The organism is Nonomuraea roseola, from assembly GCF_039535395.1.
GTDB classification, from domain to species: Bacteria; Actinomycetota; Actinomycetes; order Streptosporangiales; family Streptosporangiaceae; genus Nonomuraea; species Nonomuraea roseola.
In genome coordinates this window covers 696,028-708,029 of record NZ_BAAAXC010000005.1, presented here as the reverse complement: position 1 = coordinate 708,029, position 12,002 = coordinate 696,028, and the positions used below count along the sequence as shown (strand labels likewise).

General features: G+C 67.7%; 9 protein-coding genes and 1 pseudogene. 6 read left to right on the top strand and 4 right to left on the bottom strand.

From position 1 onward, the window contains the following. Positions 1-16: 16 nt before the first annotated feature. Positions 17-1,438 carry an MFS transporter gene (locus tag ABFX55_RS05275; protein WP_346118131.1) on the bottom strand — a complete coding sequence of 474 codons (1,422 nt, stop codon included), beginning with the start codon at positions 1,436-1,438 and terminating at the stop codon, positions 17-19. A gap of 91 nt (positions 1,439-1,529) precedes the next feature. Here ABFX55_RS05275 and ABFX55_RS05270 point away from each other — a divergent pair, with 91 nt between their 5' ends. From ABFX55_RS05270 to ABFX55_RS05260, 3 genes are all read left to right on the top strand, one after another. Then, positions 1,530-2,132: a TetR/AcrR family transcriptional regulator gene (locus ABFX55_RS05270; protein WP_346118130.1), complete on the top strand. Its 603-nt coding sequence runs from the start codon at positions 1,530-1,532 to the stop codon at positions 2,130-2,132. 414 nt (positions 2,133-2,546) lie between these two features. Next, positions 2,547-3,674, top strand: a complete 1,128-nt coding sequence (locus ABFX55_RS05265) for a sensor histidine kinase (RefSeq protein ID WP_346118128.1) — start codon at positions 2,547-2,549, stop codon at positions 3,672-3,674. Beyond that, positions 3,671-4,324, top strand: coding sequence for a response regulator (locus ABFX55_RS05260; RefSeq protein WP_346118126.1), 654 nt, complete (start codon positions 3,671-3,673; stop codon positions 4,322-4,324). Before ABFX55_RS05265 ends, ABFX55_RS05260 begins: the two co-directional genes overlap by 4 nt. A 259-nt stretch (positions 4,325-4,583) precedes the next feature. Here the strand turns inward: ABFX55_RS05260 and ABFX55_RS05255 are convergent, their stop codons facing one another. Then, positions 4,584-5,456 (bottom strand): recombinase family protein, encoded by an 873-nt coding sequence (locus tag ABFX55_RS05255; RefSeq protein ID WP_235031090.1) that lies wholly within the window; start codon positions 5,454-5,456, stop codon positions 4,584-4,586. Positions 5,457-6,070: 614 nt separating this feature from the next. On the opposite strand from ABFX55_RS05255, the gene ABFX55_RS05250 reads away from it, so the two are divergent. Next, positions 6,071-6,460, top strand: coding sequence for a Clp protease/crotonase-like domain-containing protein (locus ABFX55_RS05250; protein WP_346118124.1), 390 nt, complete (start codon positions 6,071-6,073; stop codon positions 6,458-6,460). Between the two features lie 167 nt (positions 6,461-6,627). On the opposite strand, the gene ABFX55_RS05245 is transcribed toward ABFX55_RS05250, so the two are convergent. Continuing rightward, the gene (locus ABFX55_RS05245; RefSeq protein ID WP_103964811.1) at positions 6,628-7,197 is read right to left on the bottom strand and encodes a TetR/AcrR family transcriptional regulator; all 570 of its coding nucleotides are present in this window, start codon (positions 7,195-7,197) and stop codon (positions 6,628-6,630) included. 116 nt (positions 7,198-7,313) lie between these two features. On the opposite strand from ABFX55_RS05245, the gene ABFX55_RS05240 reads away from it, so the two are divergent. Both ABFX55_RS05240 and ABFX55_RS05235 read left to right on the top strand, forming a co-directional pair. After that, positions 7,314-7,499, top strand: coding sequence for an SDR family NAD(P)-dependent oxidoreductase (locus ABFX55_RS05240; RefSeq protein ID WP_200825027.1), 186 nt, complete (start codon positions 7,314-7,316; stop codon positions 7,497-7,499). 29 nt (positions 7,500-7,528) lie between these two features. Further along, positions 7,529-8,533: an NADP-dependent oxidoreductase gene (locus ABFX55_RS05235; protein ID WP_346118121.1), complete on the top strand. Its 1,005-nt coding sequence runs from the start codon at positions 7,529-7,531 to the stop codon at positions 8,531-8,533. A gap of 477 nt (positions 8,534-9,010) precedes the next feature. Here the strand turns inward: ABFX55_RS05235 and ABFX55_RS05230 are convergent. Continuing rightward, positions 9,011-11,981: pseudogene (locus ABFX55_RS05230) on the bottom strand (Tn3 family transposase). Between the last annotated feature and the right edge of the window lie 21 nt (positions 11,982-12,002).

Below are 12,002 nucleotides of genomic sequence, written 5' to 3'. Positions count from 1 at the left end.
GGTCTCCTTCAATGTGTCAGTGCTGGAGGCCCTGCGGGGCTCGCCTGGGCATCAGCATCACGGCGGGGACGGTGACGGCGGTGAGGACCACGACGACGATGAGGCTGGTCGTCATGGCATGGCCGAGGCCGGAGCCGGTGGACCGGAAGAAGATCGAGGTGACGGCGGCCGATCCCGCGCCTGCCGCGAGCTGCTGGATCGCCGACAGGGAGCCGCTGGCGCTACCGGCCTCGTCGGGATGGATGTCGCCGATCGCGACGTCGAAGATCGTGCCGTAACAGGTCCCCATTCCCAGGCCGGTGAGGAAGACGGCTGGAGCGAGGTCCCACAGGCTCAGGTCCGTGCCGGAGGCCATGACCAGGACGAGCAGCCAGCCGCAGCCGGCCAGGATGACGGCCAGGCCGATGAGGATGAGGGTGCGGCCCATCCTCTTGATCAGCGCCATGCACGCTCCAGCGGCCACGATGATGCCCACGGTCATCGGCAGCAGGCCCAGGGAGGCGTCCCGCGCCGAGGCGTGCAGCCCCTGCTGCATGAACAGGGAGAGGACGTAGACCAGCCCGGTGGTGGCGGCGAAGACGATCAGGCCGACGAGCAGGCCGGAGCCGAAGCCGCGGTTGCGCAACAGCGACGGCTTGAGCAGCGGGTCCGCGGCCGTGATCTGACGGCGGGCGAAGGCCGTGAGGAACACCAGGCCGACGACGACCGAGAGGACCGCGCCGGCGGGCCAACCGCTGCCCGACCCCTCGACCAGCCCGAAGAGCAGGCCGAACATGGCCGCGGCGAGAAGTCCCGAGCCCACCCCGTCCACGCGGATGGACGCGTCTCCTTCGTCGTGCGGCAGCAGCCGGACGGCCAGGGCCAGGCCGAGGACGCCGAGCACCAGGTTGACCAGGAAGATCGGACGCCATGACAGTCCTGCGATGTCGGCGTCGATGACGAACCCGGCCAGGATCGGGCCGCCGACCGAGGCGACGCCGAGCAGAGGGCCGAATATCCCGAACGCCTTGGCGAGCATGTCACGCGAGAACGTCCTGGTCATGATCGCCATGCCCTGCGGGATCAGAAGCGCGCCGAACGCGCCCTGCGCGCCGCGGGCGATGACCAGCAGAGCGGGGTCAGGGGAGAGGCCCGCCACCGTCGAGGCGATCGTGAAGCCGGTCATGCCGATGAGGAACAGCCTGCGCTGGCCGTACTTGTCGCCCAGCCGTCCGCCGACCACGAGCAGGACGCCCATCGCGAGCATGTAGGCCGACCCGAGCCACTTGATCAGGTCCTCGCCGCCGTGCAGTTCGGCCGCGATCGTCGGCGCGGCGATGTTGGTGACCGTGGCGTCGATCATGTCGAGGGCGTCGGCGAGCAGCACCAAGCCCAGGATCGCCCACATGAGTCTGGTGGACGCGGTGGCCGGCGGGCCGGCCGTGAGGGGGATTGCCATGGGATGCCCTTCACTAGGAAATCTGAACTGACTCTGAAACTATAGCCACTATACATTTAGATGCGTTCAGGGTTCCGGGTACCATGAGGGCATGGCGACGACGATGGGGCGCCGCGAGCGCAAGAAGGCACAGACCCGCCAGGCGTTGTCGGACGCCGCGTTGCGGCTGTTCTCCGAGCACGGGTACGACGGCGTCACCGTCGCCCAGATCGCCGACGAGGCGGACGTCTCCATCGCCACGCTGTTCGCGCACGTGCCGGACGGCAAGGAAGCGCTGATCTTCGACGACGGCGCAGAACGACGCGTCTGGCTGGTCGCGGCGGTCCGCGAGCGGCCCTCCGGCCAGTCGGTGCTGGAGGCCCTGCGCCGCTGCATGGCAGGCAGGGGGCCCTTCACCGACGATCTCCCGCCGGAGCTGCTGCGCAAACGCGACCTGATCGTGAGCACCCCCGCCCTGCGGGAGTACTCACGCAAGCTCTGGGTGGCCAGCGAGGGCGCTCTGGCCGAGGCGATCGCGGCCGAGAGCGGCCGCGACCCCTCCGACATGACCGTCCGCGCCCTCGCCCGCTACGTCCTGGAGATCCCTGAGCTCGCGGGTACGGAACCCGACCCCCTGGCCGCGATGAACGCGATCTTCGACCTCCTCGAATCCGGCTGGCCCGAATCACCCGTTGACGAACCTCCGACGCGTTGAGCGGGCTCTGCATCCTCGCCAGTACCTGGTCTCGCCCCGGGTCCTGGTGCGCTGCCCGCGATGCGAGCACTGCGCCGTGCTGACGCGCGACCGCCTTCCCGCCTGGGTGAAGAGCGCCAAGAATCGTGAGGCGGTGCTCGCCGGATGCGCCGCCCTCCGCAGGAGGGCGCGACACTTCAGGAGCGCGACCCCGGCCTGAGCCCCACCACCACCTGCCGGAGGACCCCGCCGAACAGATCCGCCAGCGCACCGGGGATGTCGCCTCTCTGGGAGCAGGGTCCCAGAACGGAATCCTCCGCAGGGCCGAGTGAACCGGCGGCGCGACGGGCCACGCTGAAGGCATGATCGTCAAAGCCCTGGCACTCGTCCTGTGGCCGAGGTCCACGGCGAAGCAGCGTGACTTAGGGTTTGAGCGTGCGCGTGGCACGAACCTTCATGACGCTCGTGCGTTTCCTCAGACGCCCCCGGGTCTTCGACACGACGCTGGCGATCGTGCTCCTCGTCCCGGTGCTCCTGGGCACGATCTCCATGATCGCCCGGGGCGAGACGTGGGCGACGCTGAGCGCCGGGCTTCATGTGGCGGGCTCCCTGTGCCTGCTCATGAGGCGTGGCCGCCCGATCCTGACCGTCGGGCTGGTGGCCGCGCTGGACGTCGTGGGCATCATGACGCAGTCGGTGTTCTTCACCAGCCTGCCCTCGCTCATAGCGTGCTACAGCCTGGGCCGCTACACCACCGGCCGTCCCACCCTGATCACCTCGGCGGCGGTCTTCGTCGTCTACGCGGTCGACACGGAGGTGTTCCTCGCAGGCACGGGCAGCTGGTTGGGGTCCCTGTTCGCCGTCCTCGTGCCCGTGGGCATCGGCCAGTTCGTCAGGCTCAGGACCGAGCTCGACGAGCGCAGCAGGCAGGAGGCCGCCGACGCCGCCGTACGCGCCGAGCGGCGGCGCATCGCCAGGGAACTGCACGACGTGGTCGCCCACCACATCACCGTGATCAACGCCCTGGTCGGCGGCGCGCGGGCCACGCTCCCACCCGGGCAGGATGTCACCAAGAACGCTCTGGAGAGCGCCGAGCAGACGGCCCGCCAGGCGATGTCGGAGATGCGTCGCCTGCTCGACGTGCTCAGAATCGACGGCAACGAAGGGCCGGACGCCGCGACGGGGGTGGGCGCGGAGCGGCTTCCCGTACTGATCAAGGAGGCCAGCTCGTCGGGACTGCCCGCCAGCCTGACGGTGACCGGCGAGCCCGTCGAGCTGCCCTCCGCCGTGGACCACGCGGTCTACCGCATCGTGCAGGAGGCGCTGACCAACACCCGCAAGCACGCCGTCAGCGCCAGGACCAGCGTGCGGCTGGCGTACGAGCCGGCCGCGGTGGAGGTCGAGGTGCTCGACGACGGCCTGCCGAAGGAGGTCGGCGCGCCGGGGTTCGGGCTCGTCGGCATGGCCGAGCGGGTGGCGTTGTGCGGCGGCCGGCTGTCCACGGGCCGGCGTCCGGAAGGCGGCTTCCGGGTGCACGCCCGCATCCCCCTGGAGAGACCATGATCAGAGTTCTGCTGGCCGACGACCACGAGCTGGTACGCAAGGGCTTCACGCTGATGCTGGACGCCCAGCCCGACCTGAGCGTGGTCGGCGAGGCCGCCGACGGCGCGGAGGCGGTGGAGCTGAGCGGGAAACTCCGGCCCGACGTGGTGCTCATGGACCTGCACATGCCCGGCCTGGACGGCGTGCGCGCCACCGAGCTGATCACCGCGCAGCTGCCGGGAGTCCGGGTGCTCGCGCTGAGCACGTTCGACCTGGACGAGAACGTGGTCGCGGCGCTGAGGGCCGGCGCCGACGGCTTCCTGCCCAAGGACGTCTCGCCCGAGGAGCTCATCGAGGGCGTACGCGTGGTGCACCGCGGCGAGTCGGCCGTCGCGCCGCGCCTGCTGACCAGGCTCATCGGCACGTTCGTCCGCGCCTCGCGTCCGAAGGCGCTGCCCGCCGAGCTGTCCGGGCTGACCGACAGGGAGCGGGAGATCCTCGTGCTGATCGCCCGAGGCCGCTCGAACCCGGAGATCGCCGCCGACCTGTCCGTCTCCCCTTCGACCGTCAAGAACCACGTGACGAACCTGTTCTCCAAGATCGGCGTCAGGGACCGGGCGCAGGCCGTGATCGTCGCGTACGAGGCGGCATTGATCGAGCCTGGGGCGTAGGAGCCCGGATGCCCGTCGGCGAGGATGACGCGATCAGCCGCACTCCGCCGAACCACGGCCAGGTGAAGCCTGAGAACACCAGCAGCGCGAAGTTGCCCCCGGGAGCGCTCGCCGCATAGATCGTCGCCAGCCCAGCAGCCCGGCGATCGCGACCCGGACCCTGGTGTCGATGTCCCTGGGGGTCCCCGTAGCAAACGGCGAAAATTCAACGGATATAGCTCTGACCTGCGGTTACGAGGTAGTGGGGTCAATGATCGGCCTACTGTGAGGCCGTGGTGGCGTGTTCGTCGTGGTCGCGGAGCATGCGCATGACGGTGGCGGGCGAGGGTCGTTTGCCCTTCTTGGCGCCTTGGGTGATGAGGAGTTGGCTGGCGATGTCGCGCAGGCTTTGTCCTTGGTCGCGTAGGTGCAGGGCCATGGACAGCATGGCGGGGTCGGTGACGGTGGCGCCGCCGATGTTCTTGCCGCGGTTGCGGGCGGACTCGTGGCCGTCGAGGGTCTTGTCGCGGATGTATTCGCGTTCCATCCCTGACAGGGCGGCCAGGACGGTGAACACGATGCCGCCGGGGTCGTGGCTGCCTTGGAGTTCGCCAGTGAGGAACTCCAGGCCGATGTCGCCGACGCGCAGCCGTTCGGCGAGCTCGGCGAGTTCGAGGCCGCGGCCGAGGCGTTTGTGCTCGTGGGCCACGAGGGTGACGCTGACGCCGGAGGCGCGCAGGTCTGCGGCGTGCGCGATGGCGCGTTCGAGTTCGGGCCGGGTGGTGATGCGGGTGGAGACCTTCTCGGAGAAGATGCGGGGCACCCCGGCTGCTTTGAGTGCGTCAAGCTGGGTGTCCAGGGACTGGCGGGCTGTGGAGGCGCGGGCGTAGCCGATCCGGGCGTGACCGGTCGGGGCGGTGGCCGCCGGTGGCGCGGGCAGTTCGGTCCAGGCGGTGCCCGGCCGGCGCAGCGCCGGGATCGGCACGCTCAGCGCCTTCGCGAGCGCGGGCACGAGCCGGAAGCGGGCGGTGTGGTACTGGATCGCCACCCGGTTCTTGGTCGTCCGGCACGGCGATCCGGCCGGGGCGCCGCACGTTGACATCGGGCAGGCGAAGGCCTCCACGCGCAGGAAGGCGTCCTCGGTGTCGCTCACCCAGGAATCGTTTCATGGGTTGGTTCAAAGGTTTAGCAGATTTGAAACACGGTGTGAAACGATTTCCGTGCCGGACGCACCTGGTCGAGGTCCTCCGTCTGAGACCGCCGCGCCGTTTCATATCCGACCACCTATGAAACGTCGAGCTGGCACGAAACGATCTTCTCCGAGCTTGTCTCGATCAGCACACTACTCGGACCACGTGGCGCAACTTGGCCCATGTCCGGGGGGACGCCTACATCGCGCTCAACGTCCCCCGGTGCCGCTACTTGACGTCCACGCCAGTTACCCGTCTGAGCTCACCCCTGACCTGGCCCTGGACGAGGCGCTTCGCCGTCCAGTCGGTTCCGACCCTCGAGAACGAGGTCGAAGCGCTGGGAAGACCACCACCAACTCGTCCCCAGTAACGGCCTGCCTGACAACACCGGACCGCCATCGGTGTCGTAGTACTCGCGAGAGTCGGTCGCTCGGCCTCTCATGGCCTGCCCGGACAGGAGATCAGTATCACCTTATGTAGTATCAACGTAACCCAGTGTGGCCAATTGGAGTGTGTTCGGCGACCACGGCTGCCTCCGTGCATGGAAATTCTCTTTCTTCGAAGGAGACAAGGGCACATGAGTGAATCCGCAGTGGATGCCGCCCGTGAGCCTGTCCGCGCCGAGCGTCGCGGACCCGCCTACTGGCGGGTGACCTTCGACAATCCGCCGCTGAACCTCTACGACCCCGAGGTCGAGGGGTGTCTGACCAGGATCGGGTACCAGCTCGAAGCCGACGCTGAGGTCAAGGTCGTCGTCTTCGACAGCGCCCTGGCAGACCGCGCAATCCCCGACACCGAACTCGACAACTTCGTCGAACGCTTCGCCCAGCGGATCGCCTCGTTCGACACCGAGGCCCTCGTCGCGGTCAAGGAGATCCTCAACGAGGAGAATCCCCCTCCGGCCGCCGAGAGCCTCAAGGTCACGAACGCGCGCTTCAACTGGCTGCTCGCCCGGGATTCTGTATAACTGCGCCTCCAAATGTCAGGACAGCTGCCACCGGAAATGATCCTCGATCTGGAACTCAACATGGGCGACCGCATCGGCCCTCAGCAGTAGTGGACCCACTCCTGCGAGACCACGGAACGAACTCGCGGAAAGGCACGCCCGTGTCCACCGAGAGCCAGGACAAAACCTCACGTCCCAGATCGGGCGGTAGTCGTCAGGGCCGCCCTTGCGGCGGTGAGGATCTCCTCCGACAGGGGGGAGTCCTTAGTGGCGCGGGCCAGCAGGAGTGCGCCGAGCATGGTGCACAGCCGGGTAAGGCCGTCCTGGTCGTCGGTGGCCAGCCAATCGGCCAAGTCGCCGACGCCTTCGGTGTAGACGCGGTGGGCCTCGTCGTTGCCGGGTTCGCGTGCCATGTCACTGGCGAGACCAGCGACGGGGCAGCCGCCTCCGGGGTCGTCGCGGTGTTCGACGGACAGGTAGGCGTCGATCAGCGCCCGCTGGGCCTCGAGTTGCCCGGCGTGCCGTTCGAGCGCAGCCCTATGGCGCTGGGTGCGCTCGTCGAAGGCGTGGGTGGTGGCCTCGTCGATGAGCGCCTGCTTGGAGGCGAACTGCTTATAGAAACCGCCGTGAGTCAGCCCGACAGCCTTCATCAGATCGGCGACGCTGACCTGGGTGCCCTGCTCACGAAAGAGCCGGGAGGCGCTCTCCACGATTCGCTTGCGGTTCTCCAGCGCTTGCGCCCGCGATACGCGGCCCATCAGCCACCCCCATTTGGATGTTGGTTGACTTCTAACCTACACTCTGATTTAGATTTGAAACATAATCTAAATCTGATGGGTCCGTTCACACGGGCCCCGCAACGTGAGGAGCAGGCATGGAACTGAAGAACGCGGTCGCCGTGGTCACCGGAGCCAACCGGGGGCTGGGCCGCCATCTGGCCGCCCAGCTCGTCGAGCAGGGAGCGAAGGTGTACGCGACGGCGCGCCGCCCCGAGATCCTCGCCGACGAGCCCACCCGGAACGTCAAGCAGAACCTGTCCACCGTACTTAACCCGGCCTGAAGCAGCAGAGAACGAAAAGGGAGACGACGATGAAGGCCTTCATGGTCGAAAGCTACGGCGGCGAAGCCAGTGTTCAGGCGGGTGAGGTGCCGGACCCGCGGGTCGGCGTCGACGACGTCCTGATCCGGATCCACGCGGCGAGCGTCAATCCGCTCGACCTCATGATCCGGAACGGGAAGTTGAAGACGATCCTGCCCTACCGGGTCCCGTTCATCCTGGGCAACGACCTGGCCGGGGTGGTGGTCGAGGTGGGCGCGGCCGTCACCCGATTCGCGGTGGGCGATGAGGTGTACGCCCGGCCCGGCAAGGACCGGATAGGCACGTTCGCCGAACTCATCGCCGTGCACCAGGACGACGTCGCGATCAAACCGGCCACACTCACCATGGAAGAAGCCGCATCCCTCCCCCTGGTCGCCCTGACCTCGTGGCAGGTCCTGGTCGAGCGGGCACAGCTCCAACCGGGCCAGAAGATCCTCATCCACGCCGGCTCCGGCGGCCTGGGCACCATCGCCATCCAGCTCGCCAAACACCTGGGCGCGACCGTGGCCACGACCACCAGCACCGCCAACATCGACCTGGTCAAGACCCTGGGTGCGGACGTCGTCATCGACTACAAGAAGCAGGCGTTCGAGACGGTCCTGCACGACTACGACGTGGTCCTCGACTCCCTCGGCGGCGAGACCCTCACCAAGTCCTTCCAGGTGCTCAAGCCCGGCGGGAAGGTCATCAGTGTCGCGGGCCCGCCCGACGCCGCGGTCGGCAAGGAACTCGGATCCAATCTGATCATCCAGCTCGTGGTGTCCGCGCTGAGCTTCCAGACCCGCCGCCGCGCCCGCAGTCACGGCGTCAGCTACTCGTTCCTGTTCATGAAAGCCAGCGGCAACCAGCTCCGCGAACTCACCCCGCTCATCGACGCGGGCAAGATCCGGCCCGTGGTCGACACCGTCTTCCCGTTCAGGGAAACCCGGCAAGCGCTGGCCTACGTCGAGGCAGGACGCGCGAAGGCCGGCAAGGTCGTCGTCACGATGACCTAACGAAACAACATCTACCGGACCATCGGCAACACCACCACGAATTCGTCGCCGCGGCACTGCGCTTCCTCGAATCCTGAAACCATCTCGGGTTCATCGCCCACCTCCACTCGCCCACCTCCACCTGCCCGACGTCACCGCGCACGGCGAGAACGAACCCGACGGCGGCCAGACCCTCGTGTTCACCACCGCAGACGGCTAATGGGCACGAGTCTTCCCGGACGGCGCCGGAGCCTGGAAAACCCTGGAAGCGGGACCGCGCGCCGTGTGGAACGAGATCGAGGCCGCGCACACCTGGTGGTGCACGGCCGGGCGGCCGCACTGGTCGGCGTTCGGTATGGACCGTCCAGCCGGGATCCCAGCGGATCTGGCTCGACCAGCCCTCAGGACCGTCCTGGCCGCTGCCCTCCTGATACACGCTCAGGGATTGAGCAGGAAGGTGGTGCCAGCCTCGTTCACCAGCGTCGGGCGCAGCGGCCGTCACCCCTCGTCGAGCTTGGCGACCTCACCTTCGATGTCGACCTCGATGAACCCGAAGAAGTTGATGTTCTCCCGGTGACCGGGCGCGATGAACGACAGCAGCTCATCGGGAACCTCACGGCCCTGCTCGCGCAGCTCGGCGATCCCCATGCCGTAGTACTCGGTCGTCCAGGTGATCACCGCGTTGGTCAAGATGGTCAGGCACCAGGACTGCTCGGTCTGGTCCTGCAGATGCGGCCGGACGATCGTGCCCTGCTGGGCGTAGTGCAGGTCCCGGCGCAGCGCGTGCAGGGACTCGCCCTTGTTCAGCTGCCGGGAGATCTTCCGCCGGTACACCGGATCCGACAGATACCGAGCGGCGTGGATGGTTCTGCGGATCCGCCCCCATTCCTTGATCGCCGCGGCGAGGGTGTTCTGCCGGGAGGCCGCCGACCACTTCCCGACCACCAGCGACGCGGTCGCCTCACCGAACTTCAGCGATCCGGCCATCCGCAGCATGTCGTCGTAGGTGCCGCGGATCAGGTCCTCGTTCCACCGGTCGGCCAGCAAAGGCCCGGCGTGTGGGTACAGCACGTTGGTGGCGTTCGGGTTGTCGACCCGCAACATCGTGATCTTTCCCAGGTCGCGGATCCGCGGCGTCAGCGCCTTGCCGACCAGGTCGAACAACCCGAAATTGACCAGCGTGGCGCCATAGGTGTCGGTCGCGTGCTCGTGGATCGGCAAATCGGTCTCGTTCCCGAGCAACTCATCCAGGGTGTAGTTGGCCTCGCGGGTGGTCGGCACGATCTGCTTGGTGCGTGTAGGTCGACAGAACCTTCCCGCCGTGGATGTTCATGTCCCGGCCGGTCAACGACCTGCCACGGATGGGGAACCGCTGCCCGTCGGAGGACGACATGGTGCCGCCGCCGAACTTCTTGGCCAGCTCCAGCTGGTAATGGTGGTTGACCAGCACCGTGTTGGCCTCGCGCAGCGTCTCCTCCCGCACGTACCACTCCTGGGTCCAGGCGAGGGTGTCGTAGGAGACCCCGCACGCCTCCGACATCCGGGTCAACCCGAGGTTGGTGGCACCCGCGATGAGGACCGCGAGAATGTTGCGGCGGGTCTCCACCGACAGGTTGATCTTCCGGCCGCCGGCGTGAGTAAAGCAGTCCAAGAACTTCGTGCGGACGTCCAGCTCAATCAGCAGCGAGGCGATCGGCACGAACGGCAGCATCCCCGCCAGCTCCTCCCGCAGCGCCTTGGCCTCCGCGGGAATGTCCTCGGCCGACAGCGGCGGAATGACCAGACGCCCTTCCTCGTCCAGACGGACCGCGCCGACATCGTTCGCCGAGGCGTTCGCCAGGGTCTCCTCCAGATCCTCCAGAGCCTGGTGGAGCTCTTCCTTGACCTGGTCGATCGCCTCAGAGGCGGCGGCGGGCTTGCGGACCAGCTGGCAGAACTCCGCCCGCTTGCCCTCCCACTGCTCCGGCGTGAACAGGTAGGTGCCCGGGTCGGCGTACCGGCGCGAGCCCGGCACGAACACATCCCCGCTGCGTAGCCCGTCCCGCAGCGCGAGCACCACGCACAGCTCCCAGTAGTGCCGCAACGCCGTCTCATCACCCGCCTTGCGCGCCTTGGCCAAATAGTCGGTATACCGGGGCGGCACGAACGACGTCGGCGCCCCGGTCGGGACCTTGCGGCCACCGGTCCGGTTCAGCTCCTTCAACATCCCCAACGCGGTCATCAGATCCTGCGCGCCCGGCCCGCCGTGGAAGTCGACGGTGGACAGCACCTTGGGAGTGAAGCGGCGCAGATAGGTATAGGACGCCTCCAACGCCGCCAGCCGCCCGTGGTCGCGGGGCAGCGGCTTCCACGACACCGAAGCGACCTCGCGGAGCTTCTCCAACCCGATCTGCGTCCGCAGCAGCCCGCCGACCTCCTCGTCCGCGATCCCCGGATCGTTCAGCACCGGCAGGATCACGTCCATCAGCAGCTGCCGGGCCTCGCCCTTCTTGGCCCGCTCGGCGAGAGCCTCGTCCGTCTTGGCCTTGGCATGGGACTCCCGCGCCGACACCGCCTGGTCGAACAAAGCGATGACCTCGTCCAGCTGATCGACCGCGGACTGCGCGACCAGAGACAGCAGGATCGGGTAGCGGCGCTCCTCCCGCCGCTCCAAACCCTGCACCGTGGAACGACGGGCCACCGTGGCCAGGAACCGGCGCCGCTCCCTGGGCAGCATCGACAAATCCAGCTGGTGGGCGTCCATCGCCCGCAGGTACAGCAGCTTGTCGACCGACACCCCGATCGCCGGAGCGCTCGCCTCCACCGCGGGCGTCGTCAGCCACCGCAGCCGGGACGTACCGATCTCCGCATTCTCCACCAGCAACCGGTCAAGGTCGGCCCGCATCGGCCCGGTGAGCAGATGCCCGACCTTCTGGGTGGTCAGCTTCCCCGCAGCCGTCCGGGCAGTGGTCACCAGCTCCATCAACGTGACCGCCCCGGGCCGCACCACCTGCGCGGCCTGTAGATGCTCCACCGCCTGCTGGAACAACAGCGACGGGGTGTCGTGCTCCATCGCCCGGTCCAGCAGGAACTGCTCGAGTTCCTTCCACTGGATGCTGCCCGGCTTCGAGTTCTTCCACGTCAGGTACTTCATCACCAGCTTCAGGTGATCACTGCGGGTCTGCGGCCGCTTCCGCACCGCCCTGTCGTACTGCTCCAGCATCCCGGGGAACACCGCCATCTGGCCCGCCAGCCGCATCAGCGCTGCCTGCGGGATGCCCAGGAGGTCGTCGGGGATATAGCCGAGCCACGGCAACGAACAGAGTTGGACAGCCAGCCCCAACCTTGCCTCCGGGCCCCGGCCCGGCGCATCCAGGAACCCATGCTCACGCGGCGTCAACGTGAAGTACTTGTTCAACTCCTCCCGCCCGATGTCCGGGAACGACCGAAGACGCTCCAACTGCTCATCCGACAGAAACCGCGCCGCCATCAACCACCCCGCACGTCACAG